Origin of the sequence: Vibrio sp. CyArs1 (assembly GCF_022432925.1) — a bacterium.
Lineage (GTDB): Bacteria > Pseudomonadota > Gammaproteobacteria > Enterobacterales > Vibrionaceae > Vibrio > Vibrio mediterranei.
On record NZ_JAKRBO010000015.1, the window covers coordinates 1 to 20,109 of the forward strand.

General features: G+C 45.5%; 23 protein-coding genes. 13 read left to right on the top strand and 10 right to left on the bottom strand.

From position 1 onward, the window contains the following. The first annotated feature begins 190 nt into the window (after positions 1–190). The gene (locus MMA19_RS24670) at positions 191–739 is read left to right on the top strand and encodes a gamma carbonic anhydrase family protein (protein WP_240207543.1); all 549 of its coding nucleotides are present in this window, start codon (positions 191–193) and stop codon (positions 737–739) included. Here the strand turns inward: MMA19_RS24670 and MMA19_RS24675 are convergent. The 4 genes from MMA19_RS24675 to MMA19_RS24690 form a co-directional block, all read right to left on the bottom strand. Next, on the bottom strand, positions 736–999 hold the full coding sequence (locus tag MMA19_RS24675) for a DUF1488 domain-containing protein (RefSeq protein ID WP_240207545.1): 264 nt from the start codon (positions 997–999) through the stop codon (positions 736–738). The genes MMA19_RS24670 and MMA19_RS24675 overlap by 4 nt on opposite strands. A 3-nt stretch (positions 1,000–1,002) precedes the next feature. Continuing rightward, positions 1,003–1,830, bottom strand: a complete 828-nt coding sequence (aroE, locus tag MMA19_RS24680; protein WP_240207547.1) for a shikimate dehydrogenase — start codon at positions 1,828–1,830, stop codon at positions 1,003–1,005. A gap of 79 nt (positions 1,831–1,909) precedes the next feature. After that, positions 1,910–2,815 carry an oxygen-dependent coproporphyrinogen oxidase gene (hemF, locus tag MMA19_RS24685; protein ID WP_006072994.1) on the bottom strand — a complete coding sequence of 302 codons (906 nt, stop codon included), beginning with the start codon at positions 2,813–2,815 and terminating at the stop codon, positions 1,910–1,912. A 10-nt stretch (positions 2,816–2,825) separates the two neighbouring features. After that, entirely contained in the window at positions 2,826–3,383 is a 558-nt protein-coding gene (locus MMA19_RS24690; protein WP_006072995.1) for an L-threonylcarbamoyladenylate synthase, read from the bottom strand. 183 nt (positions 3,384–3,566) lie between these two features. Here MMA19_RS24690 and purE point away from each other — a divergent pair, with 183 nt between their 5' ends. Both purE and MMA19_RS24700 read left to right on the top strand, forming a co-directional pair. Further along, entirely contained in the window at positions 3,567–4,052 is a 486-nt protein-coding gene (purE, locus tag MMA19_RS24695; RefSeq protein ID WP_006072996.1) for a 5-(carboxyamino)imidazole ribonucleotide mutase, read from the top strand. A gap of 2 nt (positions 4,053–4,054) precedes the next feature. Beyond that, complete coding sequence (locus MMA19_RS24700) at positions 4,055–5,185, top strand: 5-(carboxyamino)imidazole ribonucleotide synthase (protein WP_198558473.1); 1,131 nt, start codon at positions 4,055–4,057, stop codon at positions 5,183–5,185. Positions 5,186–5,235: 50 nt separating this feature from the next. On the opposite strand, the gene MMA19_RS24705 is transcribed toward MMA19_RS24700, so the two are convergent. From MMA19_RS24705 to MMA19_RS24720, 4 genes are read right to left on the bottom strand one after another with little or no spacing between them, the layout of a single operon-like run. Continuing rightward, positions 5,236–5,808: a topoisomerase DNA-binding C4 zinc finger domain-containing protein gene (locus MMA19_RS24705; protein WP_063604586.1), complete on the bottom strand. Its 573-nt coding sequence runs from the start codon at positions 5,806–5,808 to the stop codon at positions 5,236–5,238. 36 nt (positions 5,809–5,844) lie between these two features. Then, positions 5,845–6,321 carry a DUF494 family protein gene (locus MMA19_RS24710; RefSeq protein WP_006072999.1) on the bottom strand — a complete coding sequence of 159 codons (477 nt, stop codon included), beginning with the start codon at positions 6,319–6,321 and terminating at the stop codon, positions 5,845–5,847. Between the two features lie 2 nt (positions 6,322–6,323). Beyond that, entirely contained in the window at positions 6,324–7,424 is a 1,101-nt protein-coding gene (gene dprA / locus MMA19_RS24715; protein ID WP_240207549.1) for a DNA-processing protein DprA, read from the bottom strand. Then, positions 7,417–8,505, bottom strand: a complete 1,089-nt coding sequence (locus MMA19_RS24720) for a LysM domain-containing protein (RefSeq protein ID WP_240207550.1) — start codon at positions 8,503–8,505, stop codon at positions 7,417–7,419. Before MMA19_RS24720 ends, dprA begins: the two co-directional genes overlap by 8 nt. A gap of 115 nt (positions 8,506–8,620) precedes the next feature. On the opposite strand from MMA19_RS24720, the gene def reads away from it, so the two are divergent. The 5 genes from def to MMA19_RS24745 all read left to right on the top strand — a co-directional run bounded on the left by def (position 8,621) and on the right by MMA19_RS24745 (position 14,362). Beyond that, complete coding sequence (def, locus tag MMA19_RS24725; protein ID WP_006073002.1) at positions 8,621–9,130, top strand: peptide deformylase; 510 nt, start codon at positions 8,621–8,623, stop codon at positions 9,128–9,130. 17 nt (positions 9,131–9,147) lie between these two features. Continuing rightward, positions 9,148–10,095 carry a methionyl-tRNA formyltransferase gene (fmt, locus tag MMA19_RS24730; protein WP_006073003.1) on the top strand — a complete coding sequence of 316 codons (948 nt, stop codon included), beginning with the start codon at positions 9,148–9,150 and terminating at the stop codon, positions 10,093–10,095. Positions 10,096–10,185: 90 nt separating this feature from the next. Next, on the top strand, positions 10,186–11,463 hold the full coding sequence (rsmB, locus tag MMA19_RS24735) for a 16S rRNA (cytosine(967)-C(5))-methyltransferase RsmB (protein ID WP_006073004.1): 1,278 nt from the start codon (positions 10,186–10,188) through the stop codon (positions 11,461–11,463). A 67-nt stretch (positions 11,464–11,530) separates the two neighbouring features. Further along, positions 11,531–12,907 (top strand): Trk system potassium transporter TrkA, encoded by a 1,377-nt coding sequence (gene trkA, locus MMA19_RS24740; RefSeq protein ID WP_006073005.1) that lies wholly within the window; start codon positions 11,531–11,533, stop codon positions 12,905–12,907. A 9-nt stretch (positions 12,908–12,916) separates the two neighbouring features. Continuing rightward, positions 12,917–14,362, top strand: a complete 1,446-nt coding sequence (locus MMA19_RS24745) for a TrkH family potassium uptake protein (protein ID WP_006073006.1) — start codon at positions 12,917–12,919, stop codon at positions 14,360–14,362. Here the strand turns inward: MMA19_RS24745 and MMA19_RS24750 are convergent. Next, a complete protein-coding gene (locus MMA19_RS24750) occupies positions 14,359–15,012 on the bottom strand; it encodes a hemolysin III family protein (protein WP_124940459.1) in 654 nt (217 codons plus the stop codon). The genes MMA19_RS24745 and MMA19_RS24750 overlap by 4 nt on opposite strands. Positions 15,013–15,080: 68 nt before the next feature. Then, the gene (locus MMA19_RS24755; RefSeq protein WP_006073008.1) at positions 15,081–15,881 is read right to left on the bottom strand and encodes a sporulation protein; all 801 of its coding nucleotides are present in this window, start codon (positions 15,879–15,881) and stop codon (positions 15,081–15,083) included. 271 nt (positions 15,882–16,152) lie between these two features. Between MMA19_RS24755 and MMA19_RS24760 the strand changes: the two genes are divergently transcribed. The 5 genes from MMA19_RS24760 to MMA19_RS24780 all read left to right on the top strand — a co-directional run bounded on the left by MMA19_RS24760 (position 16,153) and on the right by MMA19_RS24780 (position 20,074). Continuing rightward, on the top strand, positions 16,153–16,350 hold the full coding sequence (locus MMA19_RS24760) for a hypothetical protein (RefSeq protein WP_006073009.1): 198 nt from the start codon (positions 16,153–16,155) through the stop codon (positions 16,348–16,350). Positions 16,351–16,466: 116 nt separating this feature from the next. After that, positions 16,467–16,733, top strand: coding sequence for a YihD family protein (locus MMA19_RS24765; protein ID WP_006073010.1), 267 nt, complete (start codon positions 16,467–16,469; stop codon positions 16,731–16,733). Between the two features lie 226 nt (positions 16,734–16,959). Then, positions 16,960–18,378: a cytochrome c oxidase accessory protein CcoG gene (gene ccoG / locus MMA19_RS24770; protein ID WP_006073011.1), complete on the top strand. Its 1,419-nt coding sequence runs from the start codon at positions 16,960–16,962 to the stop codon at positions 18,376–18,378. Between the two features lie 61 nt (positions 18,379–18,439). After that, positions 18,440–19,423 carry a serine/threonine protein kinase gene (locus MMA19_RS24775; protein ID WP_240207570.1) on the top strand — a complete coding sequence of 328 codons (984 nt, stop codon included), beginning with the start codon at positions 18,440–18,442 and terminating at the stop codon, positions 19,421–19,423. A gap of 51 nt (positions 19,424–19,474) precedes the next feature. Further along, the gene (locus tag MMA19_RS24780) at positions 19,475–20,074 is read left to right on the top strand and encodes a thiol:disulfide interchange protein DsbA/DsbL (protein ID WP_031493306.1); all 600 of its coding nucleotides are present in this window, start codon (positions 19,475–19,477) and stop codon (positions 20,072–20,074) included. Positions 20,075–20,109: the final 35 nt, after the last annotated feature.

Below are 20,109 nucleotides of genomic sequence, written 5' to 3' on the forward strand. Positions count from 1 at the left end.
TGGATGCGAACTTTCGTCTGCGTTCCCGTGTCAGCGAGGGGGCATTATAGAGATCGAAATCTTCTTGGCAATACCCAAAATGCATTTTTTTCTGTTTTTTTGTTTGGATGATTATATTTTGCTCTTTAGCCCTATAAATAGCCTTAAATTAGCGCCAAACTAACTAACAAATATCGACTTAGGGAACACTATGACTTCAATACGCAGCTATAAAGGCATCTCTCCTCAACTTGATGACTCGGTCTATATAGATAAGACGAGCGTGATTGTTGGAGATGTACGCTTAGGAAAAGACGCCAGTATCTGGCCTTTAGTTTCTGCTAGGGGTGATGTGAATCATATCGTTATTGGCGAGCGCACCAATATCCAAGATAACAGTGTTCTTCATGTTACTCACAAGAACAGCGATAACCCAGAGGGTTATCCGTTACTTATAGGTAATGATGTAACCATTGGTCATAAAGTAATGCTTCATGGCTGTATTATTGAAGATCGAGTTTTGGTCGGTATGGGGTCCATTATTCTCGATGGTGCAATCGTTGAGTCTGAGGTAATGATTGGTGCCGGAAGTTTGGTACCACCAAATAAGAGACTCGAAAGTGGTTATCTATATGTAGGGAGCCCGGTAAAACAAGCACGACCTCTTACGGATAAGGAACGTGCTTTTTTACAGAAATCAGCTGATAACTATGTTAAGAATAAGAACGACTATATGCACAAGGTGCATTCCATTCGTTAACGAATGACTATCTTACCTTGCTCATCAAAGCTCTCATCTTCTATGAGAGCTTCTGCTATTTCTTCTATATCAAAGCGAACAGAGTCAAACATTGGTATAGCCTCTTGTTTAGAGACCTCTTTCTGGTAGGCGAGTTGAGCTAGCTTTTCTAAACTCACCAAACAAACAATAAGCATACCCGACCGGTGTGCATGAAACTCAACCATTCCAGTTGCTTCATCCCACGTCACTTGGTCGGAGAATAGAATAGATTGATTCATTACTTAAGCCTCGAGGTTCTTTCTTAGCTCTCTAAGAATTTGTTTCGTCCCAGGTCTTAGTCCACGCCACAACAAAAAGCTTTCTGCAGCCTGTCCCACCAACATACCTAATCCATCATAAACACATCGAGCACCGGACGTTTTGGCCCACTGGTTAAATGTCGTCAGTCCCTGACCATAAGCCATATCATAGCTGACAGTATTGGCACCGAAGATCGAATCACTAATATCTGGTACTTGCTTATATAAACTAGCAGATGTCGAATTGATTACCACATCATAGGCACAGCCAACATTGTTTATTTCCGCTGCTTGTATAGTTCCAAAAGGCGAGAACAATTCGGCCAGTTGTTGAGCTTTTTCATAGGTACGATTAGTAATGGTTATAGAGCTTGGCTGTTGATCGAGTAACGGCTTAAGTACACCTCGAGCTGCGCCGCCAGCCCCTATAACTAAAATTGAAGCGCCCGCTAATTGCACTTGATGCTGCAACAAGTCTTGAACCAACCCTTCTCCGTCAGTGTTATCACCAATGATTTCACCATCATCCAGCTTCTTGAGTGTGTTGACCGCTCCGGCTAGTTCAGCACGCTCGGTTAATCGACTAGCGAACTGGAAGGCATCTTCTTTAAATGGCGCTGTAATATTGCAGCCTCGACCACCATCAGCAAAAAACTGACTAGCAGCTTGAGTGAACTCTCCCTCCTCTGGCTGCAAGCGCCCATATTCAATATGTTGAGAAGTTTGACGTGCGAAGAGTGTATGTATGTAAGGAGACTTGCTTTGTGAAATGGGGTTTCCAAAAACGACGTACTGATCGGGCTTGCTCATGTCCTTGCCTGCTGCGTGCCAAAGTGAATAGTTCGACACTATCACTTCGACACTCATTCGCCAAGCTATGCCTGTCGCTTTACCAGTCTCGCGGCTGAAGGTAGTGCGCGTAAAGCTCGTTTTCTGGTGAGCCTTCTTCTGGTTGATAACTATATTCCCAGCGAGCTAGTGGTGGCATCGACATTAAAATAGACTCCGTGCGACCACCACTTTGCAAACCAAACAATGTACCTCGGTCAAAGACCAAGTTAAATTCGACATAGCGACCACGTCGATAAAGTTGGAACTGACGCTCTCTCTCTCCGAATTCTGTATGCTTTCGTTTCTGTACTATCGGTAAATACGCATCGGTATAACTAGAACCAACGGCTTTCATATAGGCAAAGCTGCGCTCGAAACCCCATTGGTTGAGGTCGTCAAAAAACAAACCACCCACACCACGAGTTTCGTTACGATGAGGAAGGAAGAAGTACTCGTCACACCATTTCTTATGTTCGTTATAGACCTGCTCTCCAAATGGCGCACAAATATCCTTGGCCACTTGGTGCCAGTGTTGACAATCTTCTTCAAATGGATAAAACGGCGTAAGGTCAAAGCCACCACCAAACCACCAGATAGGTGCTTCGCCCTCTTTTTCAGCAATAAAGAAACGTACGTTGGCATGGGATGTTGGAATGTAAGGGTTTTTAGGATGAATAACTAAAGACACGCCCATTGCTTCAAATTTTCGACCCGCTAATTCAGGTCGGTGAGCTGTCGCGGAAGCTGGCATTTTGTCTCCAAAGACATGAGAAAAGTTAACACCACCTTGCTCGAAGACCACACCATCTTTTAATACTCGACTACGACCACCGCCACCTTGCTCACGCAGCCATTCATCCTGCTGAAATGTTGCACCACCATCTTCATGTTCAAGCTTTTGGCAAATATCATCCTGGAGCTGTAATAAAAAAGCTTTGACCTGATGTTTATCCACTTGTTGCATCTAGTTACCCTCAGCCTTGTCTCAATACTTTTAACGTTCTTGCATCTCGAATTTCACTCGGTTTATTACGACCACCAGTTTCACCATCAAGAATTTCCGCCAATCGATCACCTAGCTGCGATTTGACTTCTTCGGTTGTCATGCAGGAAGGCATTCCTGACAAGTTGGCACTGGTCGAGGTAATCGGCTTACCATAAGAAAGGCAAAGTTGCTGCACTAACTCGTGATCGGTAACTCGAACCGCAATCGTATCGAATGCACCACTAAGCCATGATGAGACTCTGTCACTCGCTGGCATAATCCAGGTATAAGGTCCTGGCCAAGTATTTTGTACACTTTCGAGCTGCGTCGCTGTCAACTTAGTCTCGTCAACATAAGGTCGAAGCTGTTCATAGTTGGCAGCGATTAGGATCAGTCCTTTCTCTACTGGACGTTGTTTCACTGCCAGTAGTTTTTCAATGGCACTGACATCATCAGGATCACAACCGACACCAAATACTCCTTCAGTCGGATAAGCAATCACTTCACCAGATTTAAGTGCGGCAACTGTACTTTGAAAATTATCCACCGAGCCTTCCTTTTATTAAAACCTAAACAATTAATTTACATTTCAACGGCACTATGCGGAAAAGCGACATGAGAATCCAGAAAAAAACACAAAAATCACTCACGCAAACGTTTTCCTTAGAAAAAAATCCTCGTATAATGCGCGCAAATTAGTCCATTTGCACACGCCTTGAAGGAGCTTCGGATGAAAGTCGGCATTATTATGGGTTCAAAATCAGATTGGCCAACCATGAAACTAGCAGCAGAGATGCTTGATCAGTTTGGTGTAGATTATGAAACCAAGGTTGTTTCTGCGCACCGCACGCCTCAACTATTAGCAGACTATGCAACGACTGCAAAAGAGCGTGGCATCAAAGTTATTATTGCGGGAGCAGGCGGTGCGGCGCACCTTCCGGGCATGGCGGCAGCATTTACCAGTGTTCCTGTCCTCGGAGTTCCTGTACAGAGCCGAGCACTAAAAGGCATGGATTCTTTGCTGTCTATTGTGCAAATGCCAAAAGGCATTGCTGTTGGCACACTCGCTATTGGTGAAGCCGGCGCAGCAAATGCGGGAATCTTAGCAGCGCAAATCATTGGTGTTCATAATGATGCCGTGATGGAGAAAGTCGAAGCATTCCGCAGCCAACAGACCGAAACCGTTCTTGCTAACCCAGATCCGTCTGAGGACTAATAATGAAACACGTATTGGTACTTGGTGCAGGTCAGTTAGCACGAATGATGTCGCTGGCTGGCGCCCCTCTCAATATCAAGATCTCTGCCTTTGATGTGCGCAGCGAAAACATTGTGCACCCCTTAACTCTGGAAGTGCTTGGGCAAGGTCTACAGCAAGCCATATCGCAAGCTGACGTTATTACTGCAGAATTTGAACATATTCCCCTCGATGTCCTAGCTACCTGTGAAGCAAGTGGGAAGTTTTTGCCATCGACAGAAGCGATTAAAGCCGGTGGTGATAGACGAATTGAAAAAGCGCTGCTTGATAATGCTGGGGTTAAGAACGCGACCTATGCGGTTATTACCGAACGTAGCGATCTTGATACCGCTATCGCCACCGTAGGTTTGCCTATGGTACTTAAGAGTGCACTAGGCGGCTATGACGGCAAAGGACAATGGCGACTCAAAACATTAGAAAATATAGAGCAAATCTGGACTGAAATGGCTCAGTGCATTGCGGATTCAGATAATCAAGCCATCGTGGCTGAAGAATTTGTGCCGTTCCAACGTGAAGTATCGCTTGTGGGTGCTCGCAACCAACACGGTGATATTGCGATTTATCCACTGGCAGAAAATGTACACACTGACGGAGTACTTACTCTGTCTACTGCTATCAATGAGCCTGAGCTACAGGCACAAGCTGTGCAAATGTTTACCGCTGTCGCCGAGTCTCTCGAATATGTCGGTGTATTGGCACTGGAGTTTTTCGATGTAAACGGCCAACTTCTCGTCAATGAAATTGCGCCGCGCGTACACAACTCAGGACACTGGACTCAGCAAGGTGCCGATACGTGTCAGTTCGAAAACCACCTACGTGCAGTTTGCGACATGCCTCTTGGTTCCACGGAAGCCGTTAGAGCCACCTCTATGGTTAATATCCTTGGTGAAGACTCCGTTCCAGATGCTGTTTACGCTCTAGCTGGATGTCATGTTCATTGGTATGGCAAAGAAAAACGTGCTGGACGCAAAATGGGGCATATTAATGTGTCAGCAACGAGTCAACGCGAGCTAAAAGCAACACTCGTTCAGCTTGCAGACTTACTGGATGAGTCAGCCTACCCTGCTCTCAAACCCGCAGCGCTTGCGCTGTAAGTATTAGCTAGCCTAAATACAAAAAAACGGCTCCAATTAGGAGCCGTTTTTTATTCTTGTACTTTCTGGCATCGTCTCGATGCACATTCCAACACCGTTCCTGCTGCGCGTTTTTTCTCAACCAGCAACGTGTAGCCACAATACTGACACACTCCGGGAACCGGAACATGATTCACGGCAAACTTGCACTTAGGATAACTATCGCACGCAAAAAACACTTTTCCAAAACGTGATTTACGCTCTTTTAGCGCCCCTTTGCTGCACTCTGGACAGCTAACGGAGTCTTTTGCTTCTTGCTCTGGCTCATCTTGTTTATTTGGCGACTGAATGAAATGGCAGTCTGGGTAATTGCTACACCCAATAAACATACCGAAGCGTCCTTGACGTAACAGCAATTCTGAACCGCAATCGGGACAAGCAACACCAAGCTCTTTGATAATATGCCCATCATTTTGATGCAGAGGTTTAATATAATCGCAGCTTGGATATTGGTCGCAGCCTAGAAACGGACCGTGTTTGCCATTCTTAAGTAGCAACTTGCCTGAATGACACTGTGGACAGGGCTCATGATCCAACGCATGTTCATGAGCCGAGAAAAGTTGGTTATCGATTTTACCACTCATGGGTGTCTCTTAACTTATCGCCAAATTTGGCTTAGCTTAGTGGACTACACCCCTCTCTGCGGTGTAGATCAGTTCTTCCATGAGAGTGTACGCGTTTTCGTTGCCAGGAACATTGAACAAAACCATCAAAATGATCCATTTTAGGTCGTCCAATTCAAAATCATTGGTTTCCAGTCCCATAACACGATCAATGACCATTTCACGAGTTTCAGCTGTCAAAACACCAATCTGCTCCAAGAACAACAGCAAGCCACGGCTTTTCACATCCATGCGTGACATTTCTTGCGCCGTATAAATACGTGTCGATGTCGCGGCGCTGGTAGCAATAGCCGATTGATTATCCGCATTTTGCAGTTCGGCTAAATCCTCTAGCCATTCTAACGCTTTATAAATATCTTTTTGCTTAAAGCCTGCTCGCAGCAGTTCATCCTCAAGTTCGTCTTGGTCTACCTGCAGATCTGCATCACTATGCACGTAGGTTTCGAACAGGTACATCAGTATGTCCATCATCATAGCTAGCCTCTCCCCTTAAGAATATAACCACCGTTAACTGCAACAACATGCCCTAATAACTCGAGCTCTAGTAGCTGTTGCATGACCTCTTGCACAGGAATATGGGTCTTTTGCGCTAAAATATCAACTGGTGTTGCCTCTATTCCTACGTTAGCCAACAGATCGGGAAATGGCAATTCTTCTTTATCAATAACTTGGTCAAAAAGTGTCGGTTGTACTTTTTTAGACCAGTTGGTGAGAGATTCTATTTCACTAAGAAGATCATTAGGAGACTGCACCAAACAAGCTCCCAATTTGATCAGCGAGTGACAACCACTATGGAAAGGGTGGCGAATTGAACCAGGAATGGCAAAAACATCTCGCCCTTGCTCAGCCGCGTATTTAGCAGTAATCAACGAACCACTTTTCTCTGTCGCTTCAACCACCAACACAGCTAAAGACAGTCCACTTACGATTCGGTTACGACGCGGGAAGTGCTCAGCCCTAGGTTTTACCGAAGGTAAATGTTCACTGACTAACGCACCATGCTCTGCAATTCGAGAGGCCAAGGACTTATGACGTGCCGGATAGATTTGCGATAAACCAGAACCCAATACGGCAATAGTAGGGCCTTTTGCATCCAGCGCTCCTTGATGAGCATGACCGTCAATGCCCAAAGCTAAGCCACTCGTCACGCAGTAATCATGCTTTGCAAATTCACAGGCATAGCTACGAGCAATCTCTAGCCCTTCCAAAGTAGCATTGCGACTTCCCACCATGGCAATTTGAGGTGCCGTAAGTAAGGATAACTGCCCCTCAACAAATAAAACCGGCGGCGCTCCCTTGGTTTCGCTCAATAGCGGCGGATACGCCTTATCGCCACTAATCACAATGTAGCGACGCTCTCCCGACGCCCAAGCGAGGGCCTGTTCAGCAAGCGCTATCGATTGATGATGGATAAACGCCACTTGATGCGGCTTCAAACCAATAGAGGCCAGTTCCTGTGGTGTATAGCTAACAATGTTGAGCGGACTATCTATTGCTCGTAACTTTTCGAACGTGACAGCACCGATGCCGGGGCACAGAGAAAGCCGCAACCAAGCTAGAGTGCGAGCGTCACTCACGATACGCCCTATCGCTGCTTGGTGGCACAATAATGGTTTGCTTGGTGATGGGCTCTGGAGACTCAGTAACCAGTGCGACACTGAAACGTTGATAACTGTGAATCACCATCAAGCGCCCTATGTCTATTAATGGAAACTGAGACATAGCTACATGAGACTCGTCACGACCACTTAAGCCATGCTGACCATCGGAATAAACAAATGTTTCACTGGGCCTTTTTAGTATGTAGCTGCTGCCTTCAACAACAGAAGCGTCTTGCCCTGCATTCAACACTACCGTATGTCCTTGAACCGCAAAATGCAGAGAATTGAGCATTCCTACGATACGAAGATCTTCTACATTAGGCCCTGCTTTGGGCTCAATAAGCGTTGATGATTCATCCCGAGCTAGCTCGGAGATAGGAATAGCAATGTCTCCTCGCTTGAGCTCATGATTAAAATCCGTCAACTGCAAAACGGCAATATCATTTACCTGTTTCATCAAACGGGCTGTCGCCAGTCGTTTAATTTCTCTCATAGTAAAGTGCTCATCATCGTTGCGATAAAGCTTCCCCACTCGATAAATGACCCAGTTTTGCTCATGGCCTTGATAATCAATGTAAACCTCATCTTGATTGGAAATGTAATCCAAGCCACGACTAGAGCCTACTATCTTAGGATAAGTGGCTAACTCACTTGCAAGTATCAATCTCTCTTGTTCTCTATAACGAGCAATGGCACGAGGATTTAACCAACTTGACGGCTGTTTTAGCGTAACGTCCATCACTGGAGAAAGGCGCCTTAGCGCTTTCTTTATCAATTGCGGTTGCCCTGCTACCCAGACTAATAACAGCGTATCTCCCGGGTAAATTTTATGAGGATTAGCTATATGAGAGTTATGTCGCCAAAGCTCTGGCCAGCGCCAAGGAGAGGATAAGTATCGCCCTGAAACTGCCCATAAAGTATCACCAGACTTAACAACATAATGTCGAGGCGCATCTGGTTTGAGGAAGTCGCTTACGCTAGCGTGAGATTGAAACGCCCATAAGGTGATAGAAAAAAGAGATGAAAGAGTCAATAACAGACATATTCCCTGTTTCATACACCGCAATCCTTCGCTTTGTTTCAAGGGATGCTGTCATTTAGGTGCGAAAATGTCTAGAATTGAACCAACGAAGTCCATGCCTATTCGGCACAGTTCAACATTTTGAGTGTATATGTCTGTATTACAAGTATTAACTTTCCCGGATGATCGCCTAAGAACGGTAGCTAAGCCCGTTGAAGCCGTAACGCCGGAAATCCAAAAAGTCGTCGATGACATGATTGAAACCATGTACGACGAAGAAGGAATTGGCCTTGCAGCAACGCAAGTTGACTTTCATCAGCGAATTGTTGTGATTGATATTTCAGATACTCGCGACCAACCGATGGTACTTATCAACCCAGAAATTACCGAAAAGCGCGGTGAAGATGGTATTGAAGAAGGCTGCCTTTCGGTCCCTGGTGCTCGCGCACTAGTGCCACGCGCCGCTGAAGTGAGTGTCAAAGCGCTGAACCGCGATGGTGAAGAGTTTACGTTTGATGCAGATGACCTATTGGCTATCTGTGTACAGCATGAGCTTGACCACTTAGAGGGTAAACTGTTTGTTGATTATCTTTCTCCTCTAAAGCGTAAACGCATCAAAGACAAACTCGAGAAAATTAAGCGCTTCAACGCTAAACAATAATATTAAGTGAGGTTTCCGTGAGCCAATCATTACGTATTGTGTTTGCCGGTACTCCAGACTTCGCCGCCCGTCACTTGGCGGCGTTATTGTCTTCGGAGCACGAGGTTATCGCTGTTTACACCCAGCCTGACAGACCAGCAGGCCGAGGCAAAAAGCTAACGGCTAGTCCGGTCAAAAATATTGCCCTTGAGCATGATATTCCGGTTTATCAACCCGTCAATTTCAAGTCTGACGAAGCTAAGCAAGAGCTCAAAGACCTCAATGCCGATATCATGGTGGTTGTCGCTTATGGCCTGTTGTTGCCACAAGCCGTTCTTGATACACCAAAGCTAGGTTGTATCAATGTTCATGGTTCAATCCTGCCTCGCTGGCGTGGTGCTGCACCTATTCAACGCTCTATTTGGGCTGGGGATGCACAAACCGGTGTGACAATTATGCAGATGGATATTGGCCTAGATACCGGTGATATGCTGAAAATTGCCACACTACCTATTGAAGCAACAGATACCAGTGCGACCATGTACGATAAGCTGGCAGAGCTTGGCCCACAAGCTTTAGTCGAATGTCTTGCTGATATTGCCTCAGGCAATGCTGCGCCAGAAAAGCAAAATGACGATGAAGCAAACTACGCCAGCAAGCTAAGCAAAGATGAAGCGAAGATCGATTGGAATCAGCCAGCAGAATTCATTGAACGCTGCGTGCGTGCTTTCAACCCATGGCCTATGAGCTTCTTCTCTGTAGAAGAGAACAACATCAAAGTTTGGCAATCGCGGGTAGAAGACAATGCGACAGAATCAGTAGCTGGGACTATTCTTAAGGCTGATAAAACAGGAATTTACGTCGCAACCGGTCAAGGTACTTTGGTGTTAGAACAAATTCAAATACCGGGCAAAAAAGCCATGCCAGTGAGCGATGTATTGAATTCTAAAGCCAGCTGGTTTGAAGTGAGTAGCGTTCTGAGCTAAAGACGCAAATGCTCAATGATAGTTAGGGCCAGCACGTTGAGTGCGGGCCTTATTTTATTTTTAATGTCGATAAAAATTTAGGTAACCAACATGAATGTTCGCGCTGCTGCGGCCAATATCCTTTTCCAAGTGGTTGATAAAGGTCAATCTCTATCGAGCGCCCTTCCATTAGGCCAGCAACAAGTAAAACCTAGAGATCAAGCCTTATTACAAGAGATTTGCTTTGGTGCGCTGCGCATATTGCCTCGTTTGGAGTCCGTTGCATCCGAGCTAATGGATAAGCCATTAAAAGGCAAACAACGTGTATTTCATCACCTGATTTTGGTCGGCATCTATCAAATTGGCCACATGCGAATTCCTGCTCATGCGGCGGTGGGCGAGACCGTAGAAGCAACTAAAACGCTGAAAGGCCCGAGACTACGCGGCCTTATCAATGCAGTACTACGCAACTACCAACGCAACCAAGAGCAGCTAGATGAGATTTCCGTCAGCCACAATGCTGGAAAATACGGCCACCCTAGTTGGTTACTGAAGCTACTGCAAGAAAGCTACCCACAACAATGGGAAATGATTGTAGAGGCTAATAACACCAAAGCACCTATGTGGCTGCGCGTGAACCACCAGCACCTCAATCGTGACGATTATCAAGCACTACTCAAAAATGAAGGCATAGATTCCACCGCTCACTCTGAAGCCTTGGATGCTCTAAAATTGGCCGCCCCTTGCGATGTCAACAACCTTCCCGGTTTCGATAAAGGTTGGGTATCGGTACAAGATGCCGCAGCACAACTTTCTATCAACTACTTAGAGCCTAAAGATGGTGAGTTGATTTTGGATTGTTGCGCCGCTCCCGGAGGCAAGACTGCACATATCCTGGAGCGTACTAAAGACAGCCAAGTGGTAGCTATTGATTGTGATGAAACCAGATTGAAGCGTGTTCATGACAACCTTAAGCGCCTAAAGCTACAGGCTAAAGTAGTATGTGGCGATGCAAGAACACCAAGTGAGTGGTGGCAAGGTGAACAATTTGACCGCATTCTATTAGATGCGCCATGTTCTGCAACCGGGGTGATTCGTAGACACCCTGATATCAAATGGTTGCGCCGCGCCGATGACATTGAAGCACTCGCAGAGCTACAACGTGAGATCTTCGACGCTATGTGGCAGCAATTAAAAGTAGGTGGAACACTGGTGTACGCCACTTGTTCAATCACACCACAAGAAAACAAAGAGCAGGTAAAAGCATTCCTTGCTCGCACAGATAACGCACAGCTTATTGATTCAGATATCGATAACCCAGGACGTCAGATTCTTCCTGGAGAAGAAGATATGGATGGTTTCTATTACGCTGTGCTAAAAAAGGCGTAGAATGCTAACTTATTGATAGCTATGCTAGTGACTCGTTAAGTCGAATTTATCAAAAGAGCGCAATGTTATGAAAATCATCATTCTTGGAGCAGGTCAAGTTGGTGGCACACTCGCAGAGAACCTTGTGGGTGAAAACAACGATATCACCATCGTCGATCGCAACGGTGACCGTCTAAGGGAGCTGCAAGATAAATACGATTTGCGAGTCGTCAATGGCTACGCTAGCCATCCCGATGTATTGCGCGAAGCTGGCGCACAAGATGCAGACATGCTAGTGGCGGTGACCAATATGGACGAAACCAACATGGCTGCATGCCAAGTTGCGTTCTCTTTATTCAACACACCAAACCGTGTCGCTCGAATTCGTTCTCGTGAATACCTGATTGAAAAAGAAAGTCTGTTCAACTCAGGTGCCATCCCTGTTGACCACCTGATCGCTCCAGAAGAGTTGGTGACCAGTTATATCGAACGATTGATCCAATACCCTGGGGCATTGCAAGTCGTCAGCTTTGCGGATGAACGCGTAAGTTTAGTCGCGGTCAAAGCCTATTATGGTGGTCCGCTCGTAGGGAATGCACTGTCGACTCTGCGTGAGCATATGCCTCACATTGATACTCGAGTAGCGGCTATTTTCCGTCAAGGGCGTCCGATTCGACCACAAGGTACCACTATTATCGAAGCGGACGACGAAGTCTTCTTCGTAGCAGCAAGTAATCACATTCGCTCTGTAATGAGTGAATTGCAACGACTCGAAAAACCATACCGCCGCATCATGATTGTTGGTGGTGGTAACATCGGTGCTAGTCTTGCTAAGCGTCTAGAGCAAACTTACAGCGTGAAGCTTATCGAGCGCAGTTATAAGCGCGCCGAAAAGCTGTCGGAAGAGCTAGAGAACACCATCGTCTTTTGTGGTGATGCTGCGGATCAAGAGCTGTTAACCGAAGAGAACATCGACCAAGTAGACGTATTTATTGCACTCACCAATGAAGATGAAACCAACATCATGTCAGCGATGCTGGCGAAGAAAATGGGCGCAAAAAAGGTCATGGTACTGATTCAGCGTGGGGCTTATGTTGATCTTGTGCAGGGTGGCACCATAGACGTGGCGATTTCACCTCAGCAAGCGACTATTTCCGCTCTACTTACCCACGTTCGTCGTGCCGATATTGTAAACGTCTCATCACTGCGCCGCGGAGCCGCAGAGGCGATCGAAGCAGTTGCTCATGGTGACGAAACCACATCTAAAGTGGTTGGCAAAGCCATTGGTGACATAAAACTACCACCAGGTACCACAATTGGCGCTATTGTACGTGGTGAAGAAGTACTTATTGCCCATGATCGCACCGTTATTGAGCAAGATGATCACGTAGTGATGTTCCTCGTGGACAAAAAATACGTGCCTGACGTTGAGGCATTGTTCCAACCAAGTGCATTCTTCCTGTAAGGCACTCCAATGGTTAACGCCCGTCCTGTTTCTTTTGTTATAGGGTTAGTGCTCTCTAAACTAGCCCTATTTATGTACGTCCCAACATTGGTTGCTTTCTTTACTGGTACCGATGGTTTCCTTGATTTTGGCTTAGCGGTTGTCATTACCCATTTTGCCGCCTTTGTTTGCCTCTCACTTGGACGCACAAAAAACTTCAAACTCAGTGTGCGTGATATGTTCCTAATCACTAGCTTGGTTTGGACTATTGCCAGTGCCTTTGCCGCGCTCCCTTTTGTTTTTATCAACCATATCAGCTTCACCGATGCTTACTTCGAGACCATGTCTGGCATTACGACAACAGGGTCGACGGTACTTAGCGGATTAGACAACATGGCTCCCAGTATTTTACTGTGGCGTTCTATTTTGCAATGGTTAGGTGGTATCGGATTTATTGTTATGGCGGTTGCCGTTCTGCCAATGCTTAATGTCGGTGGTATGCGTCTATTCCAGACTGAATCTTCAGATTGGTCAGATAAAAGCAGCCCGAGAGCCAAAACGGTCGCCAAAAACATTGTACTGGTTTATCTAGTATTAACTGGGCTTTGTCTACTGGGCTATACAGTGACAGGAATGGATCTGTTCGATGCAATTAATCACTCATTCACTACACTTTCAACGGGCGGCTATTCCACTTCCGATGGCTCTATGAACCATTTCTCGGAAGGCGCACACTGGGTCGGTACCATCTTTATGTTCTTAGGCGGGCTACCTTTCCTATTGTTTGTTGCTGCGTTAACAAAACGCGATCCGAGAATATTGCTTAGGGATGCTCAGGTTCGAGGCTTTGGGTATCTGTTTTTAGTATCGAGCACCGTTGTGGCGTTGTGGCTATTTTGGGAAGATGGCTATGCACTAAATGATGCATTCCGAGTATCCATGTTCAACATCGTATCTGTTGTAACAACAACGGGCTTTGGACTGGAAGACTTTACGGCTTGGGGGCCGCTACCTTCGGTTATTTTTGCGTTTATGATGATGGTAGGAGCGTGTTCAGGTTCAACCTCGGGCGGCATCAAAATATTCCGCTTTCAGATAGCTGTTACCTTGCTTAATAAGCAAATGATGAAGCTTATTCATCCGTCAGGCGTTTTTGTTCAACGCTACAATAACCGTCCAGTCAATGACGATATCGTGCGCTCAGTTGTCGCATTTGTATTGATGTTCTTCGTGACTATTATCGTTATCGCCGCAGGATTGAGTGCTATGGGGTTGGACCCCGTTACCAGTATCTCCGGCTCTATCACCGCTGTCGCGAACGTAGGGCCTGGGATGGGCGATATCATTGGCCCAACAGGTAACTTTGCGCCACTTCCCGACGCCGCTAAGTGGCTGCTTAGCTTTGGTATGTTAATGGGCCGTTTGGAAATCCTGACCCTGTTAGTACTCTTCTTCCCTGCATTTTGGCGCCGCTAAACCGGCGCTACATACCAGTACACGGCAAAAAAGTGACAAGCTGCTCCTGCAAGCACAAAAAGATGCCAAATAGCATGGTTATAGGGTATCCGCTTATTGGCATAGAACACAACACCCAAGGTGTAAATCGCACCACCCAATGCCAATAGTATTAAGCCTGAAGGCTCTAAATGCTTAGCCAATTGATAGATGACTATCACCGATAACCACCCCATGACAAGATAGGTAATCAATGAAGCACGTTTAAAGCGATAAACGAAGAACAACTTCATAATGATGCCAATAACAGCCAGCGCCCAAATAACAACCATTAAGCCAATTGCTAGTGGTGTTCTCAGACTCACCAGCATAAACGGTGTATAGCTACCCGCTATTAACAAGAAAATAGCGCAATGGTCGAAAGTTTTCAGCCAGCGTTTACTGTTAGGGTTAGCAATAGAGTGATACAAGGTTGAGGCCAGAAATAGCGTGATCATGCTAGCGCCATAAAGACTCATACTAGTAATCGTGAGAACATCGGCATTCGCACCAAGCGCTTTTTGCAGCAGTAGTATCAAGCCTACAATGGACAGCAGCACTCCAATACCATGAGAGATGCTGTTCGCCCACTCTTCACGAGCGCTGTAATTGGAAGTAGTTGCTGAGGACATTAAGGCATACTCTAAAAGGATAGTGATTAAAGAGTATGCCATATTCAGCTAACATGCGTTAGCTGAAATTAGGTTATTTGCTCTAAGTAAGCCAGAACTTGCTGACCCGCTTCTTCACCAGACAGTGAACTTGGGATCTGCATTTCTCGTTTCAGTTGCCCTAAACCAATGAGACTTGAGAGCATGCCTTTTACACCCTCTTTATTTCTATCGATTTCAAACCATAACTTGAGTTCATCTTCACTACGGTAAGCAATGATCTCAAGCTCACGCCAGCGACCATGGTAAGGCCCTGTGGTTGGAACAAACTCAAACTCTTGAACAAACGGCATAACAAAGCCCTTTGCCGCTTCGCACTCAACCTGACGAATACGTAACCCTTGCTCTTCCAAAGCAGAGAATATGCCGTCCACTAATGGGTCTGGCCTCACTGTCAGCATATCTTTATCTGTTGGATCAGCTGCTAGCGCGATATCCAATCCAGTTTCCAACCATACTTTAGAATCACCAATTGTCACTGGAGTATTCCAAGGCACGTCAAGCTCAACCTCAAAGTCTCGTGTTTCTCCTGGCTCAATGGTAAATGCGTAAGGCAGCTTCCATGTTTGCAGCTCAAAGGTTTTCGATACTCTTTTTTTCGGTGCACCCGGTTGATTGCTATTGTCGTGGTTACTACGTGCTACCTCATCAATATAGCGACAACAAAGCCTCATATTGATGTTATCCACCGTCTGGGCAGTGTTACCACCGTAGACGTGAATCGTAACTTTCGCTGTCTCGCCAGGATAGAGATATTCTTGGTGAAGAACAGAATCCACTCGCGCGGCGCCGATACCAAAACTTGCTAAGGTTTTCTTAAAAAAAGACATACGCACATCCATTTATATCCCAAGATAGTGTTACCGTTTTATCGCAAAATGATAGAGAAAACAAATATCCAACACACAAATTCATTGTGGAAAAAATAACCAACAATTCACTGCAAACTATCGTATCCACACAAACTTGGTGGTATTCTATGCGTGATATGCATGCATATCATTATTCCTGATTACTTATTTGGAGTGGCATAAGTCAAAAAAGAGTGACATTGAGAGTTATTTCGGTGTTCTCATAAGTAATCAGGCCATTAGATTGGCAATGGAATTGCCTGACTTGTTAGGTAAAACAATGCGCCCAACACCCGTCAGGTTTTCGTACTCAAATCGTGGTGCGTCGCGTCGTCGCAGTGGTTTCGTTTCTGCGCCTGTCGCAAAAAAAGTCGCTCCTTCAATGACGCTCGTTGAACAAAGTGTTCGTATGGCACCAGCTCCAACCAGAGTTGTTAAAGCGGCATAATAAAAAGCGCAGTTATCCTGCGCTTTTTTTTGTGTCCAATTCCTTCACTTATTGGTATTAGCCTCGATTTTTGGTACTTTTACTCAAAAATACTTATAAAAATTGTGGAGAAAGTTATGAAGTGTCACCGCGTTAACGAACTCATTGAGTTGATACATCCAGAATGGCAGAAAGAACCTGACCTTAACTTACTGGAATTTATTATAAAACTGTCCAATGAAGCTGGATACGAAGGTAAGCTTGAAGATCTCACTGATGATGTTCTTATCTACCATCTAAAAATGCGTAATAGCCAGAAAGACGAAATGATTCCAGGATTGGCGAAAGACCAAGAGGATGACTTCAAAACCGCACTCTTAAAGGCTCGCGGCATCATCAAATAACCAAATGTTATAAAAACGACCCTCTAAGGGTCGTTTTTTATATGAGCCGACGCTAATTTTGTTGTTAAAGGTTGATAGCCTTAAAGAAATGAAATTGTTATCAAGGTTATAATCGCTGGGTTTTAATACTGCGTACTGATTAGTAAGTGACTTACCAGTCGCAGCAATGTCGGAATAGATAGAGTGCGTCAAAACGCACCGTCAGCCCAAGAAGGACAGCCTCAGCATGAGTCAGGATAAAATTGACGTAAAGGATGTAACACCCAAAACGTTCAACCCCAAAACCCACAAAGGCAACGGAGATCGATTTAACCCAAGCAATCGCATCTACGTTCGTGAAAGTAAAGGAACCTTTCAAAAGCTTAGACGCTACGGCGGCTGGTTTTTACTCCTATTGTTCGCACTGGTACCTTGGATACCTTATGGCGAGAGACAAGCGGTATTGCTTGATATTGGTAATCAGCAATTTAACTTTTTTGGCACCACACTTTATCCGCAAGATCTCACCCTACTCGCGTTACTATTTATGGTGGCCGCATTTGGCCTGTTTTTTATCACCACGTTTTTAGGTCGAGTATGGTGTGGCTACTTATGCCCACAAACCGTCTGGACCTTTATGTACATTTGGTTTGAAGAAAAACTAGAAGGCAGCGCCAACAAACGACGCAAGCAAGACAGTGGAAAACTCAGTCCAAACCTCATTATGCGTAAAGGTCTCAAACATGTCGCTTGGTTAGCTATCGCGTTAGCGACTGGCTTTACCTTTACCGGTTATTTTGTGCCAATTGGCGCGCTCGTTAGTGATTTTTTCACCTTTAATGCCAGTTTCTGGCCCGTATTCTGGGTGTTGTTTTTTGCCGGTTGTACATACGCAAATGCAGGGTGGATGCGCTCCATCATGTGTATCCATATGTGCCCTTACGCTCGCTTCCAGTCAGCCATGTTTGATAAGGACACCTTTATTGTTGGTTACAACAGTCAACGAGGTGAAACTCGCGGCCCTCGCTCTCGTAAAGCAGACCCGAAAAAACTGGGCTTAGGTGACTGCATTGACTGTGACCTTTGTGTACAAGTATGCCCGACAGGCATTGATATCCGAGATGGCTTGCAGTACGAATGCATCAACTGCGGCGCTTGTATTGATGCGTGTGACAAGACTATGGACAGAATGGGCTATGAGAAAGGTCTCATCAGCTACACCACGGAGCACCGCCTCTCAGGTAAACACACCAAAGTCATGCGACCAAAGCTGCTAGGTTATGGCTCGGTATTACTAGTGATGATTGCCCTGTTCTTTGTGCAGATTTCGGCCGTCGACCCCGCGGGGCTGAGTGTTCTTAGGGATCGTAACCAACTGTTCCGAGTTAACAGTGATGGTCTGGTGGAGAATACCTACACCTTGAAGGTCATCAATAAAACACAACAAGAGCAACAATATACGCTCAGTGTTTCTGGACTAGAAAATGCAACTTGGTATGGACGACAAACCATTTCCGTTGAACCAGGTGAAGTCTATAACTTGCCGATCAGTTTAGGTGCTGATCCAGAGCAACTCAGTTCACCTGTATCGACAATTCAGTTTATACTGAGCGACAGTAATGACTTCTCAACAGAAGTAGAAAGTCGATTTATTAAGAAGCTCTAACCGACGTGTTAGCTACCTATTATAGGAAAAGGGCTCAGCAATGAGCCCTTTTATTTTATACATGACAGATAAAGCCTTTAACTTTGATGCCCTCACTCCTGATTTCATGTGGTATGCCTTAGAAAGCATCGGTGTTCGAGCAGAATCCGGCTTGCTTGCTCTTAACAGTTACGAAAACCGCGTCTATCAATTTACTGATGAAGATAGAAAACGCTTTGTGGTCAAGTTCTATAGACCGCAACGTTGGAGCCGTGAGCAAATCCAAGAAGAGCACGACTTTTCCAGTGAATTGGTGGAAAACGAAGTACCTATTGCAGCGCCTCTATCGATTAACGGAGAGACTATTCATGAGTATCAAGGTTATCTGTTCACTCTGTTTAATAGTGAAGGTGGTCGCCAGTTCGAGGTTGATAATCTAGAGCAACTAGAATGGGTCGGTCGATTTATGGGCCGTATCCATCAGGTAGGAGCTCAAAAGAACTTCATCCATCGTCCGACAATTGGTCTGGAAGAGTACGTATATCAGCCAAGAAAGCTGCTTCAATCGTCTACATTCATCCCTGCACATTTAGAGAATGCGTTTTTTAGTGACTTAGATTTACTGATCTCGCAAATTGAAGCGCATTGGCAACCGAGTGAAACCATTCGTCTGCATGGCGACTGCCACCCGGGCAACATTCTTTGGCGTGACGGTCCGATGTTTGTGGACCTAGACGACGCTCGTAATGGGCCTGCTATTCAGGATTTATGGATGCTGCTCAATGGCGATCGACAAGACAAGATGATGCAACTTGATGTTCTGTTGGAGGGATATCAAGAATTTAGTGACTTGCCTAACGATCAATTGAAACTAATTGAGCCTTTACGTGGTCTACGTATGGTGCACTACATGGCCTGGTTGGCAAAACGCTGGCATGATCCTGCATTCCCACAAGCCTTTCCTTGGTTCAATGATGCCAAATACTGGGAAGGACAAGTGCTCGGTTTTAAAGAACAGATTGCCGCGCTGAATGAAAAGCCACTTTCATTACAACCGCAGTGGTGACAAACTATCCCCATTCCTGATAAGGATTTGGTTTTACACATGGAGAAAATAATGAAAAAAATCATCGCATTATTTGCGACGCTTCTAGTCAGCCTGGGAGTAAGTGCAGCACAATTTCAAGAAGGTACTCACTATAAAGTTCTAGACTTAGAAAAATCTTCTAAGCCTGTAGTAACAGAGTTCTTCTCGTTCTACTGCCCACACTGCAACAGTTTCGAGCCTATCATTGCGCAGCTTAAGAAAAAGATTCCAGCAGACGCTAAGTTCCAGAAGAACCACGTTTCTTTTATGGGTGGCAACATGGGCCTTTCAATGAGCAAAGCCTACGCGACTATGGTGGCGTTAAAGATTGAAGACAAGATGGTTCCTGTGATGTTTAACCGTATCCATAACATGAACAAACCGCCTCGCAATGACGAAGAACTACGTCAAATCTTCTTAGATGAAGGTGTGGACGCGAAGAAATTTGATGCCGCATTTAACGGCTTTGCTGTTGACTCTATGGTGCGTCGTTTTGATAAGCAGTTTAAAGACAGCGGACTTTCTGGTGTCCCTGCTGTCATCGTCAATAACAAGTACCTAGTCGAAGCTGGTGGCATTCAGTCATTGGATGAGTACTTTGAGCTGGTAAACTTCCTATTGAAGAAATAAGCCGCTCTAAAATGTAAAAACCGAGCCCATATGAG

What these genes read in the sequence shown, in the direction of transcription:
- MMA19_RS24670 (WP_240207543.1), top strand. Translation starts at nt 191, where the DNA reads ATGACTTCAATACGCAGCTATAAAGGCATCTCTCCTCAACTTGATGAC.
- MMA19_RS24675 (WP_240207545.1), bottom strand. Translation starts at nt 999, where the DNA reads ATGAATCAATCTATTCTATTCTCCGACCAAGTGACGTGGGATGAAGCA.
- aroE (WP_240207547.1), bottom strand. Translation starts at nt 1,830, where the DNA reads ATGAGCAAGCCCGATCAGTACGTCGTTTTTGGAAACCCCATTTCACAA.
- hemF (WP_006072994.1), bottom strand. Translation starts at nt 2,815, where the DNA reads ATGCAACAAGTGGATAAACATCAGGTCAAAGCTTTTTTATTACAGCTC.
- purE (WP_006072996.1), top strand. Translation starts at nt 3,567, where the DNA reads ATGAAAGTCGGCATTATTATGGGTTCAAAATCAGATTGGCCAACCATG.
- MMA19_RS24700 (WP_198558473.1), top strand. Translation starts at nt 4,055, where the DNA reads ATGAAACACGTATTGGTACTTGGTGCAGGTCAGTTAGCACGAATGATG.
- MMA19_RS24705 (WP_063604586.1), bottom strand. Translation starts at nt 5,808, where the DNA reads ATGAGTGGTAAAATCGATAACCAACTTTTCTCGGCTCATGAACATGCG.
- MMA19_RS24710 (WP_006072999.1), bottom strand. Translation starts at nt 6,321, where the DNA reads ATGATGATGGACATACTGATGTACCTGTTCGAAACCTACGTGCATAGT.
- MMA19_RS24720 (WP_240207550.1), bottom strand. Translation starts at nt 8,505, where the DNA reads ATGAAACAGGGAATATGTCTGTTATTGACTCTTTCATCTCTTTTTTCT.
- def (WP_006073002.1), top strand. Translation starts at nt 8,621, where the DNA reads ATGTCTGTATTACAAGTATTAACTTTCCCGGATGATCGCCTAAGAACG.
- rsmB (WP_006073004.1), top strand. Translation starts at nt 10,186, where the DNA reads ATGAATGTTCGCGCTGCTGCGGCCAATATCCTTTTCCAAGTGGTTGAT.
- trkA (WP_006073005.1), top strand. Translation starts at nt 11,531, where the DNA reads ATGAAAATCATCATTCTTGGAGCAGGTCAAGTTGGTGGCACACTCGCA.
- MMA19_RS24745 (WP_006073006.1), top strand. Translation starts at nt 12,917, where the DNA reads ATGGTTAACGCCCGTCCTGTTTCTTTTGTTATAGGGTTAGTGCTCTCT.
- MMA19_RS24750 (WP_124940459.1), bottom strand. Translation starts at nt 15,012, where the DNA reads ATGTCCTCAGCAACTACTTCCAATTACAGCGCTCGTGAAGAGTGGGCG.
- MMA19_RS24755 (WP_006073008.1), bottom strand. Translation starts at nt 15,881, where the DNA reads ATGTCTTTTTTTAAGAAAACCTTAGCAAGTTTTGGTATCGGCGCCGCG.
- MMA19_RS24760 (WP_006073009.1), top strand. Translation starts at nt 16,153, where the DNA reads ATGGAATTGCCTGACTTGTTAGGTAAAACAATGCGCCCAACACCCGTC.
- MMA19_RS24765 (WP_006073010.1), top strand. Translation starts at nt 16,467, where the DNA reads ATGAAGTGTCACCGCGTTAACGAACTCATTGAGTTGATACATCCAGAA.
- ccoG (WP_006073011.1), top strand. Translation starts at nt 16,960, where the DNA reads ATGAGTCAGGATAAAATTGACGTAAAGGATGTAACACCCAAAACGTTC.
- MMA19_RS24775 (WP_240207570.1), top strand. Translation starts at nt 18,440, where the DNA reads ATGACAGATAAAGCCTTTAACTTTGATGCCCTCACTCCTGATTTCATG.
- MMA19_RS24780 (WP_031493306.1), top strand. Translation starts at nt 19,475, where the DNA reads ATGAAAAAAATCATCGCATTATTTGCGACGCTTCTAGTCAGCCTGGGA.